General features: G+C 72.2%; 22 protein-coding genes. 12 read left to right on the top strand and 10 right to left on the bottom strand.

Features of this window, described 5'->3' with window-relative positions; genetic code table 11:
* Nucleotides 1-40 precede the first annotated feature (40 nt).
* Entirely contained in the window at nt 41-913 is an 873-nt protein-coding gene (locus tag POF73_RS24390) for a GNAT family N-acetyltransferase (protein WP_272119048.1), read from the top strand.
* A gap of 236 nt (nt 914-1,149) precedes the next feature.
* Nucleotides 1,150-2,733: an alpha/beta hydrolase gene (locus POF73_RS24395; RefSeq protein WP_272119051.1), complete on the top strand. Its 1,584-nt coding sequence runs from the start codon at nt 1,150-1,152 to the stop codon at nt 2,731-2,733.
* A 69-nt stretch (nt 2,734-2,802) separates the two neighbouring features.
* Here POF73_RS24395 and POF73_RS24400 read toward each other — a convergent pair whose 3' ends face one another.
* From POF73_RS24400 to POF73_RS24410, 3 genes are read right to left on the bottom strand one after another with little or no spacing between them, the layout of a single operon-like run.
* Nucleotides 2,803-3,459, bottom strand: a complete 657-nt coding sequence (locus tag POF73_RS24400) for a pyridoxine/pyridoxamine 5'-phosphate oxidase (RefSeq protein WP_272119052.1) — start codon at nt 3,457-3,459, stop codon at nt 2,803-2,805.
* Nucleotides 3,460-3,486: 27 nt separating this feature from the next.
* Entirely contained in the window at nt 3,487-3,912 is a 426-nt protein-coding gene (locus POF73_RS24405) for a pyridoxamine 5'-phosphate oxidase family protein (protein WP_272119054.1), read from the bottom strand.
* 34 nt (nt 3,913-3,946) lie between these two features.
* Nucleotides 3,947-5,143, bottom strand: coding sequence for a thiolase C-terminal domain-containing protein (locus POF73_RS24410; RefSeq protein WP_272119056.1), 1,197 nt, complete (start codon nt 5,141-5,143; stop codon nt 3,947-3,949).
* A 119-nt stretch (nt 5,144-5,262) separates the two neighbouring features.
* Between POF73_RS24410 and POF73_RS24415 the strand changes: the two genes are divergently transcribed.
* Together POF73_RS24415 and POF73_RS24420 are read left to right on the top strand one after the other, a co-directional pair.
* The gene (locus POF73_RS24415; protein ID WP_272119058.1) at nt 5,263-6,462 is read left to right on the top strand and encodes an acyl-CoA dehydrogenase family protein; all 1,200 of its coding nucleotides are present in this window, start codon (nt 5,263-5,265) and stop codon (nt 6,460-6,462) included.
* Nucleotides 6,459-6,941, top strand: a complete 483-nt coding sequence (locus POF73_RS24420; protein ID WP_443049634.1) for a nitroreductase/quinone reductase family protein — start codon at nt 6,459-6,461, stop codon at nt 6,939-6,941. Before POF73_RS24415 ends, POF73_RS24420 begins: the two co-directional genes overlap by 4 nt.
* Nucleotides 6,942-6,975: 34 nt before the next feature.
* Here the strand turns inward: POF73_RS24420 and POF73_RS24425 are convergent, their stop codons facing one another.
* Nucleotides 6,976-7,599, bottom strand: a complete 624-nt coding sequence (locus POF73_RS24425) for a LysE family translocator (protein ID WP_272119060.1) — start codon at nt 7,597-7,599, stop codon at nt 6,976-6,978.
* A gap of 82 nt (nt 7,600-7,681) precedes the next feature.
* Between POF73_RS24425 and POF73_RS24430 the strand changes: the two genes are divergently transcribed.
* On the top strand, nt 7,682-8,134 hold the full coding sequence (locus POF73_RS24430; protein ID WP_272119062.1) for an Lrp/AsnC family transcriptional regulator: 453 nt from the start codon (nt 7,682-7,684) through the stop codon (nt 8,132-8,134).
* Between the two features lie 90 nt (nt 8,135-8,224).
* On the opposite strand, the gene POF73_RS24435 is transcribed toward POF73_RS24430, so the two are convergent.
* A complete protein-coding gene (locus tag POF73_RS24435; RefSeq protein ID WP_272119098.1) occupies nt 8,225-8,860 on the bottom strand; it encodes a TetR family transcriptional regulator in 636 nt (211 codons plus the stop codon).
* A gap of 134 nt (nt 8,861-8,994) precedes the next feature.
* Here POF73_RS24435 and POF73_RS24440 point away from each other — a divergent pair, with 134 nt between their 5' ends.
* The 3 genes from POF73_RS24440 to POF73_RS24450 all read left to right on the top strand — a co-directional run bounded on the left by POF73_RS24440 (nt 8,995) and on the right by POF73_RS24450 (nt 13,090).
* Nucleotides 8,995-9,732, top strand: a complete 738-nt coding sequence (locus POF73_RS24440) for a VOC family protein (protein ID WP_272119064.1) — start codon at nt 8,995-8,997, stop codon at nt 9,730-9,732.
* A 268-nt stretch (nt 9,733-10,000) separates the two neighbouring features.
* On the top strand, nt 10,001-12,379 hold the full coding sequence (locus POF73_RS24445; protein WP_272119066.1) for an outer membrane protein assembly factor BamB family protein: 2,379 nt from the start codon (nt 10,001-10,003) through the stop codon (nt 12,377-12,379).
* 189 nt (nt 12,380-12,568) lie between these two features.
* Nucleotides 12,569-13,090 (top strand): hypothetical protein, encoded by a 522-nt coding sequence (locus POF73_RS24450; protein WP_443049637.1) that lies wholly within the window; start codon nt 12,569-12,571, stop codon nt 13,088-13,090.
* A gap of 1 nt (nt 13,091) precedes the next feature.
* On the opposite strand, the gene POF73_RS24455 is transcribed toward POF73_RS24450, so the two are convergent.
* The 3 genes from POF73_RS24455 to POF73_RS24465 are packed head-to-tail and all read right to left on the bottom strand — an operon-like array spanning nt 13,092 to nt 15,431.
* Complete coding sequence (locus POF73_RS24455; RefSeq protein ID WP_272119068.1) at nt 13,092-13,862, bottom strand: enoyl-CoA hydratase/isomerase family protein; 771 nt, start codon at nt 13,860-13,862, stop codon at nt 13,092-13,094.
* Nucleotides 13,859-14,275 (bottom strand): Zn-ribbon domain-containing OB-fold protein, encoded by a 417-nt coding sequence (locus POF73_RS24460; RefSeq protein WP_272119070.1) that lies wholly within the window; start codon nt 14,273-14,275, stop codon nt 13,859-13,861. The genes POF73_RS24455 and POF73_RS24460 overlap by 4 nt, the downstream gene beginning before the upstream one ends.
* 7 nt (nt 14,276-14,282) lie before the next feature.
* The gene (locus POF73_RS24465) at nt 14,283-15,431 is read right to left on the bottom strand and encodes a lipid-transfer protein (RefSeq protein ID WP_272119072.1); all 1,149 of its coding nucleotides are present in this window, start codon (nt 15,429-15,431) and stop codon (nt 14,283-14,285) included.
* A gap of 93 nt (nt 15,432-15,524) precedes the next feature.
* On the opposite strand from POF73_RS24465, the gene POF73_RS24470 reads away from it, so the two are divergent.
* On the top strand, nt 15,525-17,090 hold the full coding sequence (locus POF73_RS24470; protein WP_272119074.1) for a FadD3 family acyl-CoA ligase: 1,566 nt from the start codon (nt 15,525-15,527) through the stop codon (nt 17,088-17,090).
* Nucleotides 17,091-17,183: 93 nt separating this feature from the next.
* Here the strand turns inward: POF73_RS24470 and POF73_RS24475 are convergent, their stop codons facing one another.
* Together POF73_RS24475 and POF73_RS24480 are read right to left on the bottom strand one after the other, a co-directional pair.
* On the bottom strand, nt 17,184-17,375 hold the full coding sequence (locus tag POF73_RS24475) for a hypothetical protein (protein WP_272119075.1): 192 nt from the start codon (nt 17,373-17,375) through the stop codon (nt 17,184-17,186).
* 218 nt (nt 17,376-17,593) lie between these two features.
* Nucleotides 17,594-20,575 (bottom strand): AfsR/SARP family transcriptional regulator, encoded by a 2,982-nt coding sequence (locus POF73_RS24480; protein WP_272119077.1) that lies wholly within the window; start codon nt 20,573-20,575, stop codon nt 17,594-17,596.
* A gap of 407 nt (nt 20,576-20,982) precedes the next feature.
* Here POF73_RS24480 and POF73_RS24485 point away from each other — a divergent pair, with 407 nt between their 5' ends.
* The 3 genes from POF73_RS24485 to galE all read left to right on the top strand — a co-directional run bounded on the left by POF73_RS24485 (nt 20,983) and on the right by galE (nt 24,988).
* Entirely contained in the window at nt 20,983-22,215 is a 1,233-nt protein-coding gene (locus POF73_RS24485; RefSeq protein ID WP_272119079.1) for an amidohydrolase family protein, read from the top strand.
* Nucleotides 22,216-22,364: 149 nt separating this feature from the next.
* On the top strand, nt 22,365-23,957 hold the full coding sequence (locus tag POF73_RS24490) for a glycosyltransferase family 2 protein (RefSeq protein ID WP_272119081.1): 1,593 nt from the start codon (nt 22,365-22,367) through the stop codon (nt 23,955-23,957).
* Nucleotides 23,958-24,019: 62 nt separating this feature from the next.
* Nucleotides 24,020-24,988 carry a UDP-glucose 4-epimerase GalE gene (gene galE, locus POF73_RS24495; RefSeq protein ID WP_272119082.1) on the top strand — a complete coding sequence of 323 codons (969 nt, stop codon included), beginning with the start codon at nt 24,020-24,022 and terminating at the stop codon, nt 24,986-24,988.
* The last annotated feature ends 231 nt before the right edge of the window (nt 24,989-25,219 follow it).

The following is a 25,219-nucleotide window of genomic DNA, read 5'->3' on the forward strand; positions in this document are numbered from 1 at the left end:
AAGGGTGCACAACCCCCGCCCGGGCGCGGGATCATGAGGTATGCGCCCGGACGACTGGTACTGCACCCAGGATCTCACCGGCTTCCTCGCCCACGCCGGAAGCTTCCTGCGCTCCCGCCCCGATCTGCACACCGTCGCCCTGACGGTGACCGAGACACTGCGCACGAGCGGACTGCGCGCGTACGGCGACGAACCGCCCGTCTTCGGTGTGCTGGAGTTGGGCGGGCAGGTGCGAGCCGCCTACTTCCGCACCCCGCCCTTCCGGCTGAACGTCACCCCGCTGGGCCCCGACGAGGCCGACTCGCTCGCCGCCCATCTGATAGCCCTCGGCCAATCGGTCCCGGGCGTCATCGCGGCCCATGACACCGCCGAGGCCTTCGCTGCCGCCTGGCGCCGGCACACGGGCGGCCGGAACATCGTCAGCCAGCGCCAACGGCTGTACCGGCTGGGGAACCTGACCGCCCCGCACCCCCTCCCGGCGGGCCGGGCCCGGGTCGCCGGCAAGGAGGACCGGGAGCAACTGATCCGCTGGTACGGGGAGTTCAACGACTCCGTCGGCGATCACGCCGCCCGCGATGCCGCCGCCTGGGCCGACTCGCGCATCGCCTACGGAGGCACCACCTTCTGGGAGAGCGAGGACGGCACGCCGCTCTCCATGGCCGGCGTGACCCGGACCGTCGCCGGCCAGGTCCGGGTCGCACCCGTCTACACCCCGGCCCACCTGCGCAGGCGCGGCTACGCGGGCGCGGTCACCGCAGCGGTCAGCCGGTCCGTGCTCACCTCCGGGGTACGCGAGGTACTGCTCTTCACGGACCTGTCCAACCCGACCAGCAACAGCCTCTACCAGCGCATCGGGTACCGGCCGGTGGCCGACTTCACGGCGTACGACTTCCGGGGCGCCCGGGGCTTCTAGGCACTGCCCGACGGGTCATGTGACCAAGCCGGCCGTCGCCGAGCCCTGACGAAGTCCACTTGAGCAAGACGGCGCGGAGCCGGGTGCGGTTGTCCGACTTCGGGACCATCCGGCATGCCTCTCGGTCCGTCCGCGGTCGGATCAATCCTGTCTCATTGATGGATTCGCTCAACTCCGCTACTCGAAAGGGTGGGTGCGTCTCATCCGCACCCATCCCGAGGACGGACCCTTCCCACGTGCGCAGCAGCCGAATAGCGCCCTTCCTGGCGGCCAGTGCCGTCGCCGCCCTGATACCCGCACTCGCGCCGGCCACGGCATCCGCCGCGGCGAATCCCCTGAGCCAGTACCTTCAGCAGAAGCCGGCATGGCATCGCTGTGACAGATCGATGCCGGTCACCTTCCAGTGCGCCACGATCAAAGTGCCTCTCGACTACAGCCGCCCCGGCGGCAAGAAGCTCGATCTCGCGATATCGAGGGTGAAGGCGAGCAGCGAGAGAGAGCGTCGCGGTGTGCTCCTGCTCAACCCGGGTGGACCGGGCGGTCCGGGGCTCGACATGCCGCAGCAACTGGCGGGCGAGCTGCCGAAGTCCGTGAAGAACAGGTACGACCTCATCGGCTTCGACCCGCGAGGCATGGGCGAGAGCTCTCCCGTCGGCTGCGGTCTGACGTCCGCGGAAGAGAACGGGGAACGGGCGTACAAGCCCGAGACGTTCGCCAAGGACGTGAAGTGGGCACGCACCCTCGCCGAGAAGTGCCACGCCAAGCAGGGCGACAAGCTGCGCCACATCACCACCCGCAACACCGCCCGGGACATGGACGTGATCCGTGCCGTGCTCGGCGAGAAGAAGATCTCCTATCTGGGGTACTCGTACGGCACCTACCTCGGCGCGGTCTACACGCAGATGTTCCCCAAGCACTCCGACCGCATCGTGCTGGACAGCGCCGTCGACCCGGCGCGGATCTGGCGCGGCATGATCCAGATCTGGGCGGAGGGCACCGAGCCCGCCTTCACCAGGTGGACCGAGTGGACCGCCGAGCGCAACTCCACGTACAAGCTGGGAGCGACTCCCGAGGCGGTCCGCAAGACCTTCTACGACCTGGTCGCCCAGGCCGACCGCAAGCCGATCGACCTCGACGGGACCAAGCTGACCGGGGCCGACATCCGTTCCGGCAGCCGTGCCACGTTCTTCAGTGTGCGCGAAGCCGCCGAGCCGATCGTCGAGCTGAAGAAGGCCGCCGCGGGCAGCCGCCCGTCCGGTCACCGGGAGTCCGGGACGCCGACGCCGGTTCCGCCGTCGTTCGGACGCGCCGTGCCCGGGGACAACGGCACCGCCGGCTTCTGGACCGTCGTCTGCGCCGACACCCGCAACTGGCCGCGCGATCCCGAGCAGTACCGCGCCGACGCGATCCGGGACAAGGGCAGGTACCCGCTGTACGGCGACATCGCGTCCAACATCAAGCCGTGCGCGTTCTGGAAGAAGAACGGCGGTGAGCCCGCCACCCGGATCGACAACAAGGTCGGCGCGCTGATCCTGCAGAACGAATGGGACTCCCAGACCCCGTTGGCCAGCGGCCAGGGCATGCGCAGGGTCATGAAGGGCGCGAAGATGGTCACGGTCCTCGGAGGTGTCGGGCACGGCGTCTACGGCACCAAGTCGTGCGCGGACAAGACGGCCACGGCCTACCTGACCACCGGCAGGCTGCCGGCGCAGGACGCGACCTGCCAGGCCGCCCCGGCCGCACGCGAGCGCACCGGCGCCAACCCGCTCCCGCTGCCGACGCCTCCGGGTCTGCCGGGGCTGACCGCCGACCGGCGGTAGCGCACGACCGATCCGCCCCGGCACGTCACCGGGCTAGGGGGTGCTGTGCGGGACTTTCAACAACACCCCCTAGGGCCACAGCAGTCCCTTCGCCCACCCCTCGTCCGTACGGCGATACACGAGCCGCACATGGCGCCGGGCCGCGTCGCCCTGGAAGAACTCGACCTCGTCGGGGCGCAGGCGGTAGAGGGTCCAGGACGGGACCGGGGCGTCGGGTTCGCGCTGGGCGCGGTCCCAGGACGCCTGGGACTCGCGCCTCAACTCCTCAAGGGAGGAGAGGGCTTCGCTCTGGCGGCCGGTCAGGGCGGCGGCCAGCGCGCCGGTCGAGCGGGCGTGCAGATCGGCCTGGGACTCGGTGGACGGGGCTGCCGTGACCGGGCCGCGCACCCGCACCTGACGGCCCTGCGCCGGCCAGTAGAAGCCGAGGGCCGCATGCGGGCGGGCGGCGAGCTGGCGGCCCTTGCGGCTGCCGACGTGCGTGGCGAAGGACCAGCCGGACGGGTCGGCGCCGTGCAGCATCACGGTCCGTACGTCCGGCCGGCCCTCCTCGTCCGCCGTGGCGAGGGACATCGTGTGCGGCTCCACCTGCCCGGCGGCCACGGCCTCGGCGAACCAGGCCGTGAAGAGGGCCAGCGGGTCGGCGGGCGCGGCCGCCGGGTCGAAGGCGGGCAGGTCGACGTCCCAGACGCGCAGCGACCTCAGCAGGTCATGAAGATCCGTTCCCATGCCCCGATTGTCCCGTGCGGTGCAGGCTCACACCTGACCGAGGTCCGATGACACCCATCGCTCGGGACGCATGTGGATGATGACCTGCTCGCCGTGGTTCTTCCAGGCGAAGTCGACATAGCCGTCGACCTTGTCGGCCGGGAGATAGCGGGCCGAGACCTCCCGGAGCTGTTCGATCGTGGCGGGCGCCGTGCTGACGACCGGGCCCTCGACCGACACGTACCGGATCGTGGGTTCGAGCCGGTCGACCATCAGGGCGAACCGTCCCGCCGGCTGGATCAGCCGGTTCTTCCGGGAGTCCAGTCCCGTCATGATCCATACGTCGCCGCCGGGTTCGTACTGGTACCAGATCGGCACGGTCAGCGGTGCGCGCCCCGCGCCCGCGTCGACGGCCAGCGCGGCGATATGGGGTTCGGCCAGGAACTCTTCACGCTCCTCGCGGGTCAGTGCCATGCCTGTTCCTCCCGGTCGGGTCGACGATCGTGTCTCAGTCCCTCCCCAGCACCAACGTCCCCGACGAGCAGAACCATCCCCCGGTGGCCGAAGCCACCCCCAGCCGCGGCAGTTCCCCGCGCTCCCCCCGCTCACCGCGCCCGCCCCGCCCCCACACCTGACGCTCCCCGCCCTCGCCGCGCAGCTGCCGTACGGCCTCCACCAGCAGGAACAGCCCCCGCATCCCGGGGTGCTGGGCGGACAGCCCGCCGCCGTCCGTGTTCACCGGCAGCTCACCGCCCCGCACCAGCAGCCGCCCCTTCTCCACGAACGCCCCGCCCTCGCCCTTCCCGCAGAAGCCGAGGTCCTCCAGGGTCACCAGGGTCATGTACGTGAACGCGTCGTAGAGCTCCGCGAAGTCGATCTCCTCCGGCCGCACCCCGGCCCGCTCGAAGGCGAGCCGTCCGCTGACCGCCGCCGGACCGGTGGTGAAGTCGGGCCACTCGGACATCGCGGCGTGCGAGACGTGCTCCCCGGTGCCGAGGATCCACACGGGTGCGGTACGGCAGTCCCGCACGAACTCCTCGGCGGCCAGCAGCACCGCCGCCCCGCCGTCGGAGCGGATGCAGCAGTGCAGCTTGGTGAAGGGGTCCGCGATCATCGGGCCGGACAGGACGTCGTCGACCGTGATCGGGTCGCGGAACATCGCCTCCGGGTTCAGGGCGGCGTTCGCCCGCGCCTGGACCGCCACCTCCGCCAACTGCTCGATCGTCGTGCCGTGTTCGAGCATGTGACGGCGGGCCGCCATGGCGTACTTCGCGATGAGGGTGTGGCCGTAGGGGACCTCGAACTGCAGCGGGCCCCGGGAGCCGAAGGACAGGTTGCCCGTGCGGCGGCCCGCCTTGATGTCCGCCCGGGCCGTCGAGCCGTAGACCAGGAGTACGGCGTTCGCGTGTCCGGCGGATATCGCGTCCGCCGCGTGTGCCGCCATGACCTCCCAGGTCGAGCCGCCGACCGAAGTGGAGTCGACCCAGGTCGGGCGCAGGCCCAGGTACTCGGCCACCTCGACCGGCGCGAGGGTGCCGAGACCGGCGGACGCGAAGCCGTCCACCACCTCGCGGCCCAGCCCCGAGTCGGCCAGCGCGCGGCAGGCGGCCTGGGCGTGCAGGGCGTACGGGGTCGCGTCGTCCACCCGACCGCAGTCGGACAGGCCCACGCCGACCACGGCGACTTTCCGGCTTCCGGCAGTCATGCGAGGCCTCCAACCTCTGTGCGTCCAACCCCCGTGCGTCCAAACCTCTGTGCATCTCGTTGCGGCCCTCCTAATATGACGGCCCGTCAGATCTGGAGGGAAGAGCCGGAGGAAGAGCCATGGACGCCAGCTTCACTCCCGAGCAGGACGAGATCCGCCGCGCCCTGAGCGAGCTGCTCCGCGACCGGTACGGCCCGCACGAGCTGCGCGCGGCCCTCGACACCCCCGCCGGACACGACCCGGCCCTGTGGACCGCCCTCGCCGAACAGCTCGGCCTGCCCGGACTGGCCCTGCCCGAGGCGTACGGCGGCGTCGGCTGCTCGGCGACCGAACTCGCCCTGGCCTGCGAGGAGGTGGGCCGGGCCCTGGCCCCGACCCCGCTGTTCGCCACCGCCGTGCTCGCGGCGCCCCTGATCGCCGCCCTCGGCACCGAGGACCAGCGCGGCGCACTGCTGCCCCGCATCGCCTCCGGCGCGCTCACCGCCGCCCTCGCCGTCCCCGGCACCGCCCTCGCCGCCGCCCTCGCCCTGACCGGCGACAACGGGGGCGACTGGGCCGGCGGCGGCCGCGCCGGGGGCGTGCAGGCGCGGCGGGTGGCGGCGGGCTGGCGGCTGTACGGGCAGGTCGACCAGGTGCTGGACGGGCACAGCGCGGGGCTGCTGGTGGTCGCCGCGCACGCCGGGGGGTTCGCCCGGTCGCGGACGCTGCTGTTCCTGGTGGAGGGGGATGCCGCCGGGGTCGTATGCGTACGGCAGACCGCACTGGATGCCACCCGGTCGCAGGCGCGTGTGCAACTGCGGGACGTGGAGGCCGAGTTGCTGGGGGAGGAGGGCGCGGATGTGCTGGGCGCGCTCGCCGATGCCGGGGACCGGGTCGCCGCCGTGCTCGCCTGTGAGGCCGTGGGGGCCGCCGACCGGGCACTGGAGCGGACCGTGGAGTACGTCGGGCAGCGGGAGCAGTTCGGGCGGGCGATCGGGTCCTTCCAGGCGGTGAAGCACCGGCTGGCGGACGTGTATGTGGGGGTGCAGGCGGCTCGCTCGGCCGCCTACTACGCGGCGTGGGCCAACCCGCACGGGGAGCGGGTCGGCGGGCTCGCCCTCGCGCAGGCGCTGGAGGCGCTGCGGACGGCGGCGGCCGAGGGGATCCAGTTGCACGGCGGCATCGGTTTCACCTGGGAGCATGAGGCGCACCTGTACTTCAAGAGGGCCGCCGGGGACGAGCTGCTGTTCGGGCCGGTGCACCGGCTGCGGGCACACGCCGCCGACGCGGCGCGGCTCTTCGAGGCGACCGGGGCGGATGCGCGGGAGGTGGCGGTGTGATCAGGGTGCCGGTGGTCGTGCGAGTGGTGCGGAAGGTGTCCTCGACGCGGGGCTTCGCCAAGGTCGCCCCTCATGTCATCCCCGTGCTCGACCGTGCCGTACACCGGCTCACACGGGGCAAGGTGCTGCTCAGCGCGCAGATGCTGCCCGGGGTGATCCTGACCTCGACCGGCGCCCGCAGCGGACTGCCCCGCCGTACGCCGCTCGCCTGTATGCCCGAGGAGGACGGCCGCTCCTGGATCCTCGTCGGCTCCAACTTCGGCCGCCCCGGCCACCCCGCCTGGACCCACAACCTCCTCGCCCGTCCCGACGCCGAGGTCAGCTGGAAGGGACGGGACATCCCGGTCACGGCCCGGCTGCTGGAGGGGGAGGAGCGGGCGGCCGTATGGAAGACGGCGCTGGGGTTCTGGCCGCCGTACGCGACGTACCAGGCACGGGTGGAGCGGGAGATCCGGCTGTTCCGGATCGTGCGGCGGTGAGGGGGCTCGGGAGCGGGCCGTCGACGGCCGGGCGCTACAGCGTCGCCAGGCGCTGGACCAGCAGGAACGCGCCGATGCCCAGCATCGCCGCCCCCGATGTGCGCGCGACCGCCCGGGCCGCCGCCGGGCGGGCGCCCAGGACCGCGCGGGCCGCGAGGCCCACCGTGAGGTAGACGGCGGCGCAGCACGCCATGTGGAGCAGGCCGAGTACGGCGGTCTGGGCGGGGACCGGCAGATGGTCGCCCTTCGTCACCAGGAACTGCGGCAGCACCGAGAGGTAGAGCAGCAGGCCCTTGGGGTTCAGCCCGCTGATCGTGGCACCCCGGAGAAAGGCGCGGGAGGGGCTCGTGGACACCGTCTCCTCGGCCGCCCCCGGCGTGCCCGGACGGCGCAGCACTCCCCAGCCCAGCCACACCAGATACGCGGCGCCGGCGGCCGTCAGCGCCGTCAGCAGCGCCGGCTCGCCCGCGACCAGCACCGCAAGACCGGCCACCGCGAGGACCGTGTGCAGCGCGTACCCGGTGACCAGACCCGCCACCGCCGTCACCGGCGTGCGGTCGCGCAGCCCGGCGGATATCGCATACGCCCAGTCGGCGCCCGGCACGCAGACGAGCAGCAGGTCGATGGCGAGGAAGGAAATGAGCAGTCCGGAGTCCATGGTGGCGACATTAGGCGGGAATGGCTCGAAAGTGTTGTCGAAGTTTGCCCATGATCGGCCTCTGTGAGGGAAGATCTTCCTCATGGACGACGTGGACAGAAAGATTCTTGCCGAGCTGCAGCAGGACGGGCGGCTGACCGTGACCGAGCTGGCCGCGCGGGTGCGGCTCAGCGTCTCGCCGTGCCACCGCCGGCTGCGGGAGCTGGAGCGGGCCGGCGCCATCAGCGGATACCGGGCCGTCGTGGAGCCGGCCGCCGTCGGGCTGAACTTCGAGGCGCTGGTCTTCGTCTCCATGCGGCAGGAGGACCGGGACACCGTCGCCGAGTTCGAGCGGGCCATCGGCGAGGTCGCGGAGGTGCTGGAGGCGCAGCGGCTGTTCGGGGAACCGGACTATCTGCTGCGGATCGTCGCCGCCGACCTCACCGCCTATCAGCGGCTGTACGACGACCGGCTGGCCACGCTGCCGGGCGTGCAGCGGCTGACGTCGACGCTGGTGATGAAGCATGTGGTGCGGGACCGGCCGCTGCCGGCGTGACGCCACGGCAGGCCCTGGGTGCCGTGAACGGGCAGCAGGCGGCGGCCCACGCGCATGGACCACCGCCTGCGAGACAGGACTTGAGCGCGGTTACTTCGTCGGCTTCTTGCCGGTCACACCCAGATGCACCAACAGCGCGAGGTTCGGCTTGAGTTCGGCCTGCTTGACGCCCCAGGTCTGGAAACCCTTCTGGTGCGAGGCCACCGCCGCGAGCATCGCGACGATCGAACCCGCGACCGCGGCCGGGTTGACGTCCTTGTCGACCTTGCCCTTGGCCTGCAGCTGAGTGACGGATTCCGCAAGGGAGTTGTTGACGGAGTTCAGGATCTTCATACGGATCTTGTAGAACCGTTTGTCGCCCTCGGACGCGCCCAGGTCGACCACCCTGAGGATCGCGTCGTTGCGGCGCCAGAAGTCCAGGAATCCGTCGACGAGTTCCTGTGCGGTCTGCCAGCCCGCCTTGCCGACCCAGCTGCGGCCCTCCACGAGCTCGGTCAACCCGGCGCCCTCGGTGGCCATTTGCTCGGCGATCTCCAGGACGGCGCCCTCGACGTCCGGGAAGTACTGGTAGAAGGTCGCGGGTGAAGTCCCCGCCTTCCGGGCCACATCGATGACTTTGACGTCCCGGTAAGGGGAGGAGCTGAGCATCTCGCTGAGGCAGTCGAGCAGCTTCTGCCGGGTCGCCTGCCCACGCCGACCGGCCACGCGGCCGTCGACGGTACGCACTTGTCCTGTCATGCCGTCAGCTTACCGAGGCGTGATCGGGGCGCGATTCGGCCGACTGCAAATGGGGTGCACGGGGAGCGCGAGGCTGGTGTGCCTGGTCTGCGGGTTGCGTGAGACGCCGTTACTTTGGCGGCATGGCCGAAAACAGGGCATCCGGGAACGGAACGGGATACGCGGAGGGCGTTCCGTGCTGGGTGGACGCACAGCTTCCCGACGTGGAGGCGGGCAAGCGGTTCTACGGTGAGCTCTTCGGGTGGGACTTCGAGGAGGCGTACGACTCCACCGTATGGGCCCGGCTGGACGGTGACCGCGTCGCCGCGCTCGCCCGTAAGGCGGACGGGCGGCTGCCGTCCGTGTGGACGGTGTACTTCGCCACCCCGGACGCCCAGGCGCTGGGGCGGCGGATCCGCGGGGCCGGCGGGCAGGTGGTCATCCCGCCCGTGGCGATCGGGGACGGGCTGGGCGCCGCCGCGCTGGTCACCGACGCCGAGGGCGCCGTCTTCGCACTCTGGCAGGGGGACGGCCACCAGGGCTTCGGCCGGCGGCACGAGACCGGCACCTTCGCCTGGGTCCAGCTCTATGCCCGGGACACCGAGGTTGCCAACCAGTTCTACGGCAGCCTCTTCCAGGACGCCCTGTTCGGGCCGGACGCCAAGCCCGACTTCGGCCGCTCGTCCGTCTCCGAGGTCTTCTCGGCGATGATGCCGCCCCATTTCGTCGTCCACTTCCGGGTGGCGTCCTGCATCGAGGCCCTCGGCACGGTGAACCGGCTCGGCGGGCGCGTGCAGGTGCCGCCCTTCGAAACGTCGTACGGCACGGTCGCCGTGGTCATCGACAACCAGGGGGCGTCGTTCGCGGTCCTGGAGCGCTGAGCGCACTCTTACCGCCGCCTTACCTCCGGTGGTTCAGGCGTCTTCCTCCAGTGGATAGGGCGTCCCACTATGCGAACCGTCGCTATCCGTGAGTGCCGGAGTGTGGTTTTGTCCCAAGACACCCCGTTCCGCCCTCGGGTTCGCAACCACGCCTTCGGACAGGAAGAATCGGGGTGCGTGCCGCCAAGGCGGTGCCGGTGGTGAGACGCTGCACGGGGTCGCGTACACATGCGGGTGACGGGGCCCGTACGGGGAGGTGGCAGGCAGAGTGGTGGATCAGCTGACGCAGCACGATCCGCGCAGGATCGGGCCGTTCGAGGTACTCGGACGGCTGGGTGCCGGCGGCATGGGGCTGGTCTATCTCGCGCGCTCGGCTTCGGGCCGTCGCGTGGCGATCAAGACGGTCCGTACGGAGCTCGCCGAGGACCAGCTGTTCCGCGTCCGCTTCACGCGTGAGGTGGAGGCGGCCCGCGCGGTCTCCGGCTTCTACACGGCGGCCGTCGTCGACGCCGACCCGCGTGCGGCCGTGCCGTGGCTGGCCACCGCGTATGTCCCGGCGCCCTCCCTCGAAGAGATAGTGAACGAGTGCGGGCCGCTCCCGGCCCAGGCGGTGCGCTGGCTGGCGGCAGGTGTGGCGGAGGCCCTCCAGTCGATCCACGGCGCGGGGCTCGTCCACCGTGACCTCAAGCCCTCCAACGTGCTCGTCGTCGAGGACGGCCCCCGCGTCATCGACTTCGGTATCGCGTCCGGCGTTTCGAACACCCGTTTGACGATGACCAACGTCGCGGTCGGCACGCCCGCCTACATGTCCCCGGAGCAGGCGAAGGACTCCCGCAGCGTGACCGGCGCGAGCGATGTCTTCTCGCTGGGCTCGATGCTGGTGTTCGCCGCCACCGGACACCCCCCGTTCCACGGCGCCAACCCGGTCGAGACCGTCTTCATGCTGCTGCGCGAAGGCCCGGACCTCGAAGGCCTCCCGGACGAGCTGCGCCCGCTCATCGAGTCCCTGATGCAGATGGAGGCCACGGCCCGCCCCAACCCGGCAGACCTCCAGTCCCAGCTGGCCCCGCACCTCTTCGGCTCCGGCTCCGACGACAGCGGTACGGCGTCGGCGTGGCTGCCCGAGCGGGCGGTCGGCCTGATCGAGACGCGGCGCGGCGGCCGCCCGGCGGCGAAGCCCTCGTCGTCCTCCGGCCGCAGCGGGGGCCGTATCGCCGCCCCCGCGCCCGGACCCGTCCCGCCCCCGCCCTCGCACGACCCGGTGGTCCCGGGCGCGCAGCCCGCGCCCGTCCCGGTCGGCGCCCCCGACACCGGCCCCGTCCGCCTGGCCGGCGCCGCGGTCCCGATCGGCCCCGGCCCCCGGGTCTCCGACGCCCGCGCCGCCGCGATGCAGGCCCCGCCGCCGGAGGCCGGCCTCGTCGCCTCCTGGTCCAGGCCCCGCCCCGGCGTCAACGGCGCCGACCCCGCCGTGGGCCCTGCCGTACCGGCGGTGCCGGCCGCGCCCCCGGAGCCGACGGCCGGCTGGCGGCCCTGGCGTTTCCGCATGTCGAACGACGTATGGGGCACCCCGTCCGTCGCCGACGACCTCGTCTACGTCACCTCCTTCGAGGTGCACGCCCTGGACGTGGCCACCGGCCGCCGTCGCTTCAAGACGCGGGACGTGGCCTGGTCGATGGCGGTCTCGGACGGCCGTATCCACGCCTCCGACGGCCCCACCCTGTTCGCCCTGGACTGCCGCGAGGGCGCCGACCTGTGGCGGCTCCAGACGGACGCCTGGGTGTACTCCCTCAAGGCCGAGCGGGGCACGGTCGTCACCGGCACCCGCGGTGGCGGCGTCCAGGCCTGGGAGGCCTCCAATGGGCAGAAGCTGTGGGAGATCACCGGGGCGCAGACCGACTTCGAGTCCCCGGAGGCCGGACCGGCGCTGTTCGACGGCACCGTGTACGTCTGGCAGGACGCCCGGCTGCGCGCCCTGGACGCCCGCACGGGCGACGAGCGCTGGTCGTACCCCATCGGCGACGCGGCCTCCTGCGGGGGCGTACCGGTGCGGGTGGCGCAGGCGCCGGACGGCTTCGTGTACGTCTCGGCCGGGACCCGCGTCCTCGCGCTGGACGTGGCCGGCGGGCACGTCCGCTGGCACTTCGAGGCGCCCGCCGTCTTCCTGTGTCCGCCGGCCTTCGTGCCGGGCCCCGCGGTGACCGGCGGCGGCGTGTACCTCGCCGACTACCTCGGCACGGTGTACGCCCTGGACGCCACCGACGGCCGCGACCGCTGGCGCATCGCCACCGAGTCCCGGTCCTCGATCGAACCGGTGCTGGTGGCCGGGGGCCATGTGCACGTCGGCAGCGGCAAGGGCCTGTACACGCTGGACGCGGTCACCGGGACGCCGAAGTGGCGCTTCCAGGCGGGCGGCGACATCGTGGGCGCGCCCGCGGTCGCGGAGGGCCGGATCCACTTCGGCTCCACCGACCACCTGCTCTACACCCTGAAGGCCGATGACGGCCGGCTGCGCTGGAAACTCGCGACCGGCGGCGAGATCACCGGCTCCCCGGTGGTGAAGGACGGCGTCGTGTACGCGTGCAGCAAGGACCGCTGTGTGTACGCACTGGACGCGGAGAAGGGCACGGCCACGGCCCGCGGCGCGTAAGTCAAGGGTGTGACGGCCGTCGTACCGGCGCACGGAAGGGGTCCGGACGGCGGCCGTCCCAGCAAGAGCGACCGTCTTCACCGCTCTTACACGAGACGCTACGCCCGGTAAGCGATTGCCGCCATGCGGCCGCTGCTAGCCTGACGTGCTCACGATCAGAGCAACGGGTTCGCAGGAAAATTTCGGGGGTTGAACGACGTGAAGCTTCGCCATGTCCGCGCTGTGGCCGTGTCCGTCTGTGTGGTGGTCGCCCTGACCGGAGCGCGGCGCTCGCACGGGGGCGGGTGCGACGACAGCTCGAACTCCAGCAGCTCGTCGAGCAGTTCGGGCGGGACGACGGGCGGCAGCACCCACTACGACGACGATGACGACGACTACTCGACCTCGGGCGGCTCCGGCGGTGCGACGGAATCCGCCGTGCCCACCTCGGACGTGGAGATCGAGAGCTGCGTGTACGACGAGACCCGGGGTGTCGTCGCCCGGGTCAAGGCCGGCAACACCAGCACGGTCACGACGTACACCTACGAGTTCGGCGTGGCCTTCCGGGAGGCCGACGGCACGCCCCTGCGCACCAGCAAGTCCACCATCCCGTACGTCTCGCCGAACTCCACCGACACGCTGGACGTCACCGCCACGTACGTCGCGGAGGCCGGCGAGGCCACGAGCGATGTGAGCTGCGTTCTGGTCGACGTGACGCGGACGGCGCAGTAGCTCACCGGATCCGGTACTCGCGGCGCCGCGCCCGGAACAGCTCGCCCTGCTGCTCGCCCGGCAGGTTCCCGAGCGCGATCAGGTGCGGCGCCTGAGCGAACGCCCGGTCGAGGGCGGCCTCCCTGGCCGCCCACAGGGCCCGTACGGTCCCCTGCACTGCCTGCGTCGGATACCCGGCGATGACGGTCGCGCAGCCGATGGCGGCCGCCAACGCCCCGCCGGCCTCGGTGAGTTCGGAGACCAGCCCGATCTCCAGGGCCCGCCGCGCCGACATCCTCTCCGCGCTCCCCATGAGCGCCGTCCGCGCGGCCTCCCCGTGCGGCATCCGCAGCGCCATGAGCATCGACTCGTAGGCGCTGACCATGCCGTAGGTGGTGTGCGGGTCGAAGAAGGTCGCGGTCGGGTCGGCGACCAGGAAGTCCGCCTCGCCGAGCAGATAGAAGGCGCCGCCGCAGGCCATGCCCGTCACGGCGGCGACGACGGGCTTCCACAGGTCATTGGACTTCGGCCCGACCCGGAGCAGCGGATCGTCCTGCATGTACGGCGAGCTGGGCTGCGGGACCACGGCCTCCCGGTCGAGGCCCGTACAGAACGCCCGCCGTCCGGCGCCGGTGAGCACGACGGCCCGTACGGTGTCGTCGAACCGCAACTCCCGCCAGGTCGCGATGAGTTCGTCCCGCATCGCGAGGTCGATGGCGTTCAGACGCTCGGGCCGGTCGAGGGTGACGACGGCGACGCCGGTGTCCTTGTCGGCGGTGACGGCGAGGTTCACGGGCGCTCCAGGACCCACTGCGGAAGCCCGGTGCCGCTGAACACGGCCTGGACCTTGGCGCCGATGCGGATCCGGTCCGGGGGGAGGGAGTTCAGGGGCGCGTCGGGGCCGGTGACGAGGTTCCCGACCAGGCGGATGCGGGGCGCGTCGGCGAGTTCGACGACCACGACGTTGTACGGGGCCTGGGCGGCGTACTCGGGCAGCAGGGGCGGGTGCGGGACGACGTAGGACCAGATCCGGCCATGGCCGGACACCCGGTGCCACTCGCTCGCGAAGGACTGGCAGTGCGGGCAGCAGGGGCGGGGCGGGAAGCGGGGTTCTGTGCAGTCGGCGCAGGTCTGGACGCGGAGTTCGCCCTGGGCGGCGTACTGCCAGAAGGGGGCGCCGTCGGGGTCGGTGAGGGGGGAGAGCATCGTTCGGTCAACTCCTCAGGAGCAGCGCGGAGGTGGGGACGCCTTCGCCGGCGGTGACGAGACAGGTGGCGGCGCCGGGGACCTGGGCGGTGCTGGTGCCACGCAGTTGCCGTACGCCCTCGTTGATGAGGTTGAACCCGTGGACGTAGGCCTCGCTGAGTCCGCCGCCGCCGGTGTTGAGGGGCAGCCGCCCGCCGATCTCCAGCGCCCCCTGCTCGGTGAACGCCCCTCCCTCGCCCCTCCCGCAGAACCCGTACCCCTCCAGCGAGAGCGGTATGAGCGCCGTGAACGCGTCGTAGATCTGGGCGACGTCCACATCCTGTGGGGTGAAGTCGGCGTGCTTCCACAGATGCCGGGCGGCGGTCCAGGCGGGGCCGGTGAGCGGGTCGTCGTTCCAGTAGTTGACCATGCCGTGGTGCTGGGCGGGCAGGCCCTGGGCGGCGGAGTGGACGTAGACGGGGGTGTGCCGGCAGTCCCGGGCGCGCTCGCGGCTGACTACCACGCAGGCCAGCGCGCCGTCGGTCTCCAGGCAGTTGTCGAAGAGGCAGAGGGGCTCGCTGATCCAGCGGGAGGTCATGTACATCTCGCGGGTCAGGGGCCGTTCGTACATGATCGCTTCCGGGTTCTGGTTGGCCCGGTTGCGGCAGGCGAGGGCGACGTTGAAGAGGTGGTCCCGGGTGGCGCCGTACTCGTGCATGTAGCGGCGGGTGAGCATGGCGATCTCGTCGGCGGGCCGGAGCAGGCCGAAGGGGCGGGTCCACTGGGCCGGGGTGGGGAGCTGGGCGCCGGTGTTGGTCCAGGGGCGGGGCCCGGACCCGCGCTTGCGCGACCGCCAGGCGACGCCGACGGTGGCCTGTCCGCTCGCTATGGCGGCCGCGAGGTGGGCGACGGTGGCACACGAACCGCCGCCTCCGTACCCCACCTTGCTGAAGAAGGTGAGGTCGCCGAAGCCGACCGCCTTCGCCAGCTCGACCTCGTCGGTCTCCTCCATGGTGTAGGAGGCGAGGGCGTCGACCTCCGAGGGGGCGATCCCGGCGTCGTCGAGGGCGGCGAGGACGGCCCGGCAGGCGAGGGTTCTCTCGTCCTCGGGGAGGTGTTTGGCGAAGCGGGTCTGACCTGTGCCGACGATCGCCGTGGCGTCCTTGAGTCCGGCCATGCGCACACCTCCATGCTGCTGAAGGGCTGCTGACAGGCCGTCAGGGTACAGCTAATCTGACAGGTAGTCAGCTACGGCGTTGGGAGGCGTACCGTGCGCGGTGACTTGGAGTGGGGCAGCATTCCGCAACTCGTCCGCACCGCGGCCGAGCGGTACGCGGACGCCGAGGCGGTGGTGGAGGGCCGCACCCGGATCTCGTACGCCGAACTGGGCGCCCGCGTGGAGCGTTCGGCGGCGGCCTGCATGGCGAACGGGGTCGAGCCGGGCGACCGGGTCGGCATCTGGGCGCCCAACTCGCTGGACTGGATGGTGGCGGCACTGGGCGCGGTGTCGGCCGGGGCGGTGCTGGTGCCGCTGAACACCCGTTTCAAGGGCGGGGAGGCGGCGGACGTGCTGCGCAGGAGCGGGGCGCGGCTGCTGTTCGTGACGGGCACCTTCCTGGGGACGTCGTATGTGGCGTCGCTGCGGCGGGCGGTCGCGGAGGGGCCGGGACTGCCGGACCTGGAGCAGGTGGTGGTGCTGTCGGACGACGCCCCCGCCGACTTCCGCACCTGGAAGGACTTCCTGGCGAGCGGCGACGGGGTGGGCGCTGCGGAGGTGCGGGCGGTTTCGGAGGCCGTGTCCGGCCCCTGGCCGTCGGACATCGTCTTCACGTCCGGCACGACGGGCCGCCCGAAGGGCGCGGTGATCACCCACGCGCAGACGCTCCGCGCATACGAGGTGTGGAGCGACCTGGCGGGCCTGCGGCAGGGCGACCGCTATCTCATCGTGAACCCCTTCTTCCACACCTTCGGCTACAAGGCCGGAGTGATCGCCTGTCTGATGCGGGGCGCGACGATGATCCCCCAGCCGGTGTTCAACGTCGGCACGGCGCTCGCGAACATCGCGGCGGAACGGGTGTCGGTGCTGCCGGGCCCGCCGACGCTGCACCAGTCGCTGCTGGACCACCCGGCCCGGGACGGATACGACCTCTCCGCGCTGCGGCTGGTGGTGACGGGCGCCGCGGTCGTCCCGTTGCGCCTGGTGGAACGCCTGCGCGGCGAGCTCGGTGTGGAGACGGTCCTCACGGCGTACGGCCTCTCGGAGGCCAGCGGCATCGTGACGATGTGCCGGCGCGGTGACGACCCGTCGGTCATCGCGTCGACCTCGGGACGGGCGATACCGGGCACCGAGGTACGCGTCGAGGCGCCGGTCGGCGAACCCGGCGAGGTCCTGGTCCGCGGCTTCAACGTCATGCGGGGCTACTACGAGGACGCGGCGGCCACGGCGGAGGTGCTGACGCGGGACGGCTGGCTGCGCACGGGTGATGTGGGGGTGCTGGACGACGGGGGCAATCTCCGGATCACCGACCGCATCAAGGACATGTTCATCGTCGGCGGCTTCAACGCGTACCCGGCGGAGATAGAGCAGATGCTCGGCCTCCATCCGGAGGTGACGGACGTCGCGGTGATCGGCGTACCGGATCCACGGCTGGGCGAGGTCGGCAAGGCGTTCGTGGTCCGCCGGCCCGGAGCGGTGCTGACCGGGGACGACCTGATCGCCTGGGCACGGCGGGAGATGGCGAACTACAAGGTGCCGCGGATGGTGGAGTTCATCGCGGAACTGCCGCGCAACGCGAGCGGGAAGGTGGTCAAGGGGGAGTTGAGGGGGCGCTCCTAGGGGCGGGGACACAACTCGGCCGCGGCGGCTCCCCCTCCGCGCCGCCGCGGCCGATCCCCGTGGGATGAGGCTTGGGTCCCCCCGGACCGGGGCCTACTTGGTCGGCTTGAAGGGCTCCGACGTCGCGTGGATGTCCTTGGTCTCCAAGGGCTCCCCGGTGGCGTGGATGTCGCCCTGCGTGGTGGCGCCGCCGTCCGTCGCCTTCTTGGTGTCGGCGGTCGCCGTCTGGACGGGCTCGGACGTGGCGTGGATGTCCTCGGGCTTGACGGTCTGCTCGTCGCTCATGATGGTTCGCTCTCCAATGGGTGTTGTTCGGCCATGGGTTGGCGAGGCCCGCCCGGTCATTCCCCCGAGGACGACCGGGCGGGCCCGTCGGACCGTCACCCTAATCCGCTGGTGCGCGGCCCCCTTTGGCGACCCGTCTGCCCCCCGACGCGACGGATCGACTGTCTTGAGGATGGAGCCCGGCGATAAACGAATGATGAACGCCGCGGCAGACCGCCTCAGGCGGCCCGCACGGGCGCCAGGAGCTCACGGACGGCGGCCGCCTCCGGTGAGCCCAACTCGTCGTAGATGGCGACGGCTTCCTCCCAGCAGACCCGGGCGCGCCCGGTGTGCCCGACGGCGGACAGGGCGCGGCCGAGCACGGTGAGGACGTTGCCGCGCCGCCACTCCCCGCCGATGCCGCGCAGCACCGTCAGCGCCATCTCGGCGTTCGCCGCGGCCTGGGCGTAGCGCCGCGCGGCGATGTCGACCTCCGCCAGCCGGAACAGGGTCATGCCCTCCCACAGCCGCTGGCGGCTGTCGCGGAAGACCTCCAGCGCTTCGAGCAGCCGGTCGGCCGCGGGCGCGAGCTGCCCGCTCTGGGTGAGGGCCATCCCCAGCGCGTAACGGCCGTTCGCGCCGCGCATGGAGTTGCCCATGGCGTCGTAGATCTCCATGCCCTCCCGGGCCAGCGAGACGGCGCTCTCCGTGCGACCGGTCGCCAGATGGATCCGGGACAGGTTGCACAGGGCGCTGGCCTCGCCCGGACGGTCGCCCAGCGTGCGGAAGTGGCTGATCGCGTGGGAGAGGTGCTCCTCGCCGTCCGTGTTGCGCCCCTGGTATAGGGCGATGACACCGCGCGCGTTGTGGGCCCAGCAGACCGGCAGCAGGTCGTCGGCGCGGTGGGCGAGGCTGATGACCTGCTCGGCCTCCTGGTCGGCCATGTCGAAGCGGCCGCTGTCGAGGTGCGCGTGGGACAGGGTCATGAGCGCACGGGCCTCGACCTGCTCCACGCCGGCCTGCCGGGCGGCCTTCATCAGGGTGCGCGCGGTGGCCTCGTACTCCTTGGAGTTGGCCCCCGACTCCGAGATGTCGACGGCGGCCCACAGCAGGTCGACGGCGCGCCGCAGGGCCCGCGGACGGTCGGCGCACTGGCGGGCGAACGGCAGCAGGCAGTTGGCCTCGGTGTAGAGCCAGTCCCGGGCGCCCTCGCGGTCCTCGAAGGTGAGCCCCGGATGGGTGGTGTCCGCCAGCTGGTCCACCAGCCGGTCGCCGGGCCGCTCGATCGCGTACACCGCGGCGGCCGTGGCCAGATAGAAGTCCAGCAGCCGCGACAACGCCGCGTCCCGCTCACTCGGCGGCTGCTCGTCCCGCTCCGCGCACGCACGCGCGTAGAGCCGGACCAGGTCGTGGTACCGGTAGCGTCCGGGCGCCGCCGACTCCAGCAGCGACGTGTCGACGAGGGCCTCAAGGAGGTCCTCGGTGTCCTCCGCGGACAGATCCAGTACGGCCGAGGCGGCGGCCAGCGAGATGTCCGGGCCGTCGGCCAGGCCCAGCAGCCGGAACGCCCGTGCCTGGGCGGGCTCCAGGGCGCCGTAGCCGAGCTCGAAGGTCGCCTTGACGGCGAGGTCGCCGGCCTGCAGCTCATCGAGCCGGCGCCGCTCGTCGCCCAGCTTGGCGGCGAGCACCGACACCGTCCAGGTGCGGCGCGCTGCCAGCCGGGACGCGGCGATGCGGATCGCCAGCGGCAGGAAACCGCAGGCCGCGACGACGTCCAGCGCGGCCTCCCGCTCGGACGCCACCCGCTCCTGGCCCACGATCTTCGTGAACAGGGACAGCGCCTCGTCGGGGGACATCACGTCCAGGTCGACCAGATGGGCCCCGGCCAGGTCCACCATCCGCACCCGGGACGTCACCAGCGCCGCGCAGCCTTCCGTGCCCGGCAGCAGCGGGCGTACCTGGGCGGCGTCCTTGGCGTTGTCCAGCAGCACCAGGACCCGGCGGCCGTCCAGCACCGAGCGGTACAGCGCCGCCCGCTCCTCCAGCGAGTCCGGGACCGCCGAGTCCGCGGTGCCCAGGGCGCGCAGGAAGGAACCGAGGACTGTCTCCGGTTCGGCGGCCCGCGGGCCCGCGCCCTGCAGGTCGACGTAGAGCTGTCCGTCGGGGAAGGCCGAGCGCGCCTGGTGCGCCACGTGCACCGCGAGGGTCGTCTTGCCCACGCCACCGATGCCGGCCAGCGCGGACACCGCCATCACCCGGCCCTCGGCCGTGGCGAGGACGTCGCTCAGCTCCGAGACGAAGGCGGCGCGGCCCGTGAAGTCGGGGACGGTGGCGGGGAGCTGGGCCGGACGGACCGGGACGACGGCGGGCTCGGCCACCGGCGCCGAGGGCTGTGCGAGACCCGGGTCCGCCTGGAGGATCCGCTGCTGGAGCTCGCTCAGGCCTGGGCGCGGGTCCACGCCCAGCTCGTCCGCCAGCAGCCGCCGCGTGTCCGCGTACACCGCCAGCGCCTCCGCCTGCCGGCCGCTGCGGTACAGGGCGAGCATCAGCAGCTCCCGCAGCCGCTCCCGCAGCGGGTGCGCCGCTGTGAGCGCCGTCAGCTCCGAGACCGCCTCCGCGTGGCAGCCCAGCTCCAGGTCCAGGTCCAGGCGCGCCTCCTGCAACTGGAGCCGCCACTCCTCCAGCCGGACCCGCTGGTTCTCCGCGTACGGCCCGGGAACGCCCGCCAGCACCTCGCCGGCCCACAGCGCCAGCGCCTGCCCGAGCATCTCGCAGGCATGGCACAGATCCCCGGCGTTCTTCGCCTTCTCCGCCTGCGCCGCGAGCTCCTGGGCCACGGCCAGGTCCAGCGCGCCGTCGTCCAGACCGCGTACGGCGTAACCGCCCGACTCGCTCACCAGGACCCCGGGGTCCAGCACCTTGCGCAGCCGGGAGGCATACGTCCGGACCGCCGCCAGCGCCTGCGAGGGCGGTTCCTCGCCCCACAGGGCGTCGATCAGCTCGGCCGCCGTCGCCGTACGGCCCTCGCGCAGCAGCAGGGCCGCGAGCAGGGCGCGCTGCTGGGGGGAGCCGGTGGGGAGCTGTTCCTCGCCGCGCCAGGCGCGTACCGGACCGAGCACGCTGAAGCGCAGTGCCGTTGCCTCTGCCGCTTCCACCTTCTCCGCCGTATCTGTCGAGGAGCCGGGACGCCTCTGCTCCGGCACTCGCAGTACCTCGCCCATCGCAGTCCCCCAAGGCCCTGTCGTTTGGATCATCCCGGCGTCGCGGGCCCTGGCACGCGCATCTGCGGCGTTGTCGTGGTTGCCGACTCCCCCACGCTCGAACGACCTCGCGCGGGGGGACCCCCATCGCGTCGCCGCCCTCCTCCGCCTTGCAGCTGCACGCCCCAGGCCCCGCTCGGGTCGGCCGAGAGAATCCGATCCTCACAGCCGAGCTGATCCAAACGACAGGGCCCAGGACCCGTTTACATCCCCGCCAGTTTGCCTTGTTCCGGCAGATGCGTCAGCTGTGGAGGGGCTGATCACAGGCAGGCGCGCGGGATATCACAAGGCCCTCACCCGGTCTCCGCAGGACGACGGCCCCGAACGCGTAGCTGACGGACCGTCAGATCGGCGCTACCGTGACGGACATGGACACCGAGACCGCGTTTCCCCTGATCATCTCCGTCGACGACCACACCGTGGAACCGCCCACCGTGTGGCAGGACCGGCTGCCCAAGAGGTACCTCGACACGGGTCCGCGCACCGTCCGCGCGCCCCTGAAGGAAATGACCTTCCTGGGCGGCCGGTTCAAGCCGGTCATGGGCCGGCCGGGCGACGACGGCCCGCTCGGCGACTGGTGGGTGTACGAGGACCTGCACCGGCCCCTGACCCGCCTCGACACCGCCGTCGGCTACAACAGGGACGAGATCAAGCTCGAAGTCATCACCTACGAGCAGATGCGCCCGGGTTCGTACGACGTTCCCGAGCGCCTCGCCGACATGGACGTCAACCACGTCCAGTCCGCGCTCTGCTTCCCGACCTTCCCCCGCTTCTGCGGACAGACCTTCACCGAGGCCAAGGACCATGAGCTGGGCCTGCTGTGCGTCCAGGCCTACAACGACTGGATGGTGGAGGAGTGGTGCGGGCCCGCGGCCCAGGGGCGGCTCATTCCGCTCACCCTCATCCCGCTCTGGGACGCCGAGCTGGCCGCCGCCGAGGTCCGCCGCAACGCCGCACGCGGTGTGCGTGCCGTCGCCTTCTCCGAGATACCCCCGCACCTCGGGCTCCCGTCCGTCCACACCGACGCCTGGGACCCCTTCCTCGCCGCCTGCGACGAGACCGGCACCGTGGTCGCCATGCACATCGGCTCGTCCAGCCGGATGCCCTCCACCTCCGCAGACGCCCCGCCCGCCGTCGGCTCCACCATCACCTTCGCCAACTGCTGCTTCTCGATGGTCGACTGGCTGATGAGCGGCAAGTTCGAGCGCTTCCCCAACCTCAGGATCATGTACGCGGAGGGCCAGATCGGCTGGATCCCGTACATCCTGGAGCGCGCCGACGTCGTGTGGGAGGAGAACCGGGGCTGGGGCGGGGTCGCCGACAAGGTGCACCGGCCGCCGTCCGAGCTGTTCGCCGACCATGTATACGGTTGCTTCTTCGACGACGCCTTCGGGCTCAGGAACCTGGACTCGATCGGCCTCGGCAACGTCCTCTACGAGACCGACTACCCCCACTCCGACTCCACCTGGCCGAAGTCCCGCGAGGTCGGCGAGGCGCAGATGGGGCACCTGGACCCCGAGGTCGTCGAGCGGATCGTGCGCGGCAACGCGATCGAGCTGCTGGGGCTGACCCCGGACGGCCGCTGGGACGGGACGCGATGAGTCCGTCGTACCGGTTTCGGCCACGGTAATCGAATCGCAATCAAAAACGGCTGAACGGAACCCCGACCCCGTAGACGCCATCTTCCACTCCGAGGCTCGAAGGTCTCGAAACAGGCATTACGGATAAATCACTACGGGTCGGGGCAGTCATGGCTCTCCAGCAGGCGCAGGTCACTGTCGTCGTCATCGGGTACGACGACGCCGCCCATGTGGCGGACGCGGTGCGTTCGGCGCTCGCGCAGGGGCCGTCCGTCCGTGAGGTGATCGCGGTCGACGACTGCTCGTCGGACGGCAGCGTGGCGCTGCTCGAAGGCATGGCCGCCGAGGAATCCCGCCTGAAGGTGATCCGGCGCCCGACCAACAGCGGCGGCTGCGGCACCCCGCGCAACGACGGGCTGAACGCCGCGACCTCCCCCTATGTGATGTTCCTGGACAGCGACGACGTCCTGCCGCCGGGCGCCGTCGACGCACTGCTGGAGGCGGCCGCGCGGCACTACGCGCCGGTCGCGGCCGGGCTGTGCCTGCGCAAGGAGCTGCCCTCCGGGCGCGAGACCCCCTGGCAGCCCGAGCTGTACACCAGCCGCGCGCTGGTCGCCCACCCCGACCGACGGGTGAGCCTGGTGCGCGACACGCTCTGCGTCAACAAGCTCTACCGCACCGACTTCCTGCGCGACCACGGCATCAGCTTCCCCGAGGGCCGCTTCCCCTACGAGGACTTCGTCTTCACCGCGCGCGTCCTGGCCGCCGCGCCGAGCGTCGCGCTGACCCCCGAGCCCGTGTACATCTGGCACGTGCGCCGGTCGGCGACCCGGCTGTCCATCTCCCTCGACCGCGCGAACATCGCCAACTGGCGCGCCCGGACCGACGCCGACCAGCTGTCGTACGACATCCTGCTGGGCGCCGGGGAGAAGCGGCTGGCGCAGGCGACGCGGGCCCGCTTCCTCGACCACTCCCTGCGCATGTACGCGCGCGAGCTGCATCTGCGCAGCGAGGAGTACCGGCGCGAGTGGTGGACCGTCACCCGCGCGTACCTCGCCTCCTTCGACGAGGGCGACTTCGCGTCGGCGCCCGCGCCCGGCCGGGTCGTCGCCCGGGTGATCCTCGCCTCCGAGGAGCCGTGCGACCTGGACCGGCTCAAGGAGTTCGCGGCCCGCCCGGCCCGGCTGAACCCGCCCTACGCGCGCGCGGACGACGGCACCCCGGTCTGGTCGGCGGAGCTGCCCCAGGTGGAGCTGGACCACCTCCTGGTCCGCCCCGTGCACGTGCTGCCCGCCGCCGTCGACGCCGAACTGCGCCCCCGCGTGCTCGGGACGAGGCTCCGGCTGCGCCTGCACGAGATGTACGGGCGGATGGCGCAGACCGGACCGGAGGCCGTCGAGACCGAGTTCGTGGAGCGGGACAACGGCCGGGTGGGATTCTCCGGCACGGCTCCCCTCACGGCCGACCCGGGCGCCGACACCTGGTCGGCCGAGTTCCCGCTCGACCTGGCGGCGCTGGGCCGCGGCACCTGGGACCTCAAGCTCCGGCTGCGCTTCAAGGACGGCACCCACCGCGAGATCACCGCCCACGCGGTCGCGGGCGCCGGGCTGCTGAGCCGGTGCGCCCTGCCGAGCCTGCGGCACGCCGTGCTGCTGGTGCAGCCGTACGCCACCCACTCGGGGGCGCTGGCGGTGCGGCTCGCGCCCGGTCTGAGCGGGGTGACCGACGTCGTACGCCGTCGCCTCCAGCGCTTCTTCCGCTGACTCTCGACTACGCTGACCTGCGGCTTCTCTGGTTTCCACCCATTTTCAACGAAGGGCTGTACATGACCTGGCTGATCACCGGTGGCGCCGGCTACATCGGGGCGCACGTCGTGCGCGCGATGCTGGACGCGGGCGAACGAGCCGTCGTCTACGACGACTTGTCCACGGGGATCGCCGAACGGATCCCCGACGGGGTGCCGCTGGTCGTCGGCTCCACGCTGGACGGTGAGCTGCTCGGGCGCGCCATCCGGGACCACGGCATCACCGGCGTCGTGCACCTCGCGGCGAAGAAGCAGGTCGGCGAGTCCGTCGAACAACCACTGCACTACTACCGGGAGAACATCGAGGGCCTGCGCACCCTGCTCTCCGCGGTCACCGAGGCCGGGGTCGCCTCGTTCGTGTTCTCGTCCTCGGCCGCCGTCTACGGCATGCCGGATGTGGACCTCGTCACCGAGGAGACGCCCTGCGAGCCGATGAGCCCGTACGGCGAGACCAAGCTGGCCGGCGAATGGCTGGTGCGGGCCACCGGCCGGGCCACCGGGCTGTCGACGGCCTCGCTCCGCTACTTCAACGTGGCCGGCGCGGCGAGCCCCGAGCTGGCCGACACCGGGGTCTTCAACCTCGTCCCCATGGTGTTCGAGAAGCTCACCGAGGGCGCCGCGCCGCGGATCTTCGGCGCCGACTACCCGACCCCCGACGGGACCTGTGTCCGTGACTACATCCACGTCGTCGACCTGGCGGAGGCCCATGTGGCGACCGCGCGGCGGCTGAGCGCGGCACCGGGCACGGACCTCACGCTCAACATCGGGCGCGGGGAGGGCGTCTCGGTGCGCGAGATGATCGACCGGATCAACACGCTCACCGGCCACGGCCTGCCCCCCGAGGTCATGGACCGGCGGCCGGGCGACCCCGCCCGGGTCGTCGCCTCGGACGACCGGGTCACGACGGAGCTGGGCTGGAAGGCGCGGTACGGGGTGGACGACATGATCGCGTCCGCCTGGGCGGGCTGGACGGCGAACCACCCCGCCTGAGACTCCGAAGACTCCGTGGGGGGGGGGGGGGGGGGGCCCCCCCCCCCCCCCCCCACCCCCCCCCCCCCCCCCCACCCCCCCCCCCCCCCCCCCCCCCACGGCCCCCCCCCCCCCCCCGCCGCGCCCCCCCCCCCGCCCCCCCCCCCCCCCCCCCCCCCCCCCCCCCCCCCCCCCCCCCCCCCCCCCCCCCCCCCCCCCCCCCCCCCCCCCCCCGCCCCCCGCCCCCCCCCC

Source organism: Streptomyces sp. HD (assembly GCF_028369295.1).
Taxonomy (GTDB): domain Bacteria; phylum Actinomycetota; class Actinomycetes; order Streptomycetales; family Streptomycetaceae; genus Streptomyces.

Coding starts and splice junctions, on each gene's coding strand:
- POF73_RS24390 (WP_272119048.1), top strand. CDS start 41: ATGCGCCCGGACGACTGGTACTGCACCCAGGATCTCACCGGCTTCCTC.
- POF73_RS24400 (WP_272119052.1), bottom strand. CDS start 3,459: ATGGGAACGGATCTTCATGACCTGCTGAGGTCGCTGCGCGTCTGGGAC.
- POF73_RS24405 (WP_272119054.1), bottom strand. CDS start 3,912: ATGGCACTGACCCGCGAGGAGCGTGAAGAGTTCCTGGCCGAACCCCAT.
- POF73_RS24410 (WP_272119056.1), bottom strand. CDS start 5,143: ATGACTGCCGGAAGCCGGAAAGTCGCCGTGGTCGGCGTGGGCCTGTCC.
- POF73_RS24415 (WP_272119058.1), top strand. CDS start 5,263: ATGGACGCCAGCTTCACTCCCGAGCAGGACGAGATCCGCCGCGCCCTG.
- POF73_RS24425 (WP_272119060.1), bottom strand. CDS start 7,599: ATGGACTCCGGACTGCTCATTTCCTTCCTCGCCATCGACCTGCTGCTC.
- POF73_RS24430 (WP_272119062.1), top strand. CDS start 7,682: ATGGACGACGTGGACAGAAAGATTCTTGCCGAGCTGCAGCAGGACGGG.
- POF73_RS24440 (WP_272119064.1), top strand. CDS start 8,995: ATGGCCGAAAACAGGGCATCCGGGAACGGAACGGGATACGCGGAGGGC.
- POF73_RS24460 (WP_272119070.1), bottom strand. CDS start 14,275: ATGCTCTCCCCCCTCACCGACCCCGACGGCGCCCCCTTCTGGCAGTAC.
- POF73_RS24465 (WP_272119072.1), bottom strand. CDS start 15,431: ATGGCCGGACTCAAGGACGCCACGGCGATCGTCGGCACAGGTCAGACC.
- POF73_RS24475 (WP_272119075.1), bottom strand. CDS start 17,375: ATGAGCGACGAGCAGACCGTCAAGCCCGAGGACATCCACGCCACGTCC.
- POF73_RS24480 (WP_272119077.1), bottom strand. CDS start 20,575: ATGGGCGAGGTACTGCGAGTGCCGGAGCAGAGGCGTCCCGGCTCCTCG.
- POF73_RS24485 (WP_272119079.1), top strand. CDS start 20,983: ATGGACACCGAGACCGCGTTTCCCCTGATCATCTCCGTCGACGACCAC.
- POF73_RS24490 (WP_272119081.1), top strand. CDS start 22,365: ATGGCTCTCCAGCAGGCGCAGGTCACTGTCGTCGTCATCGGGTACGAC.
- galE (WP_272119082.1), top strand. CDS start 24,020: ATGACCTGGCTGATCACCGGTGGCGCCGGCTACATCGGGGCGCACGTC.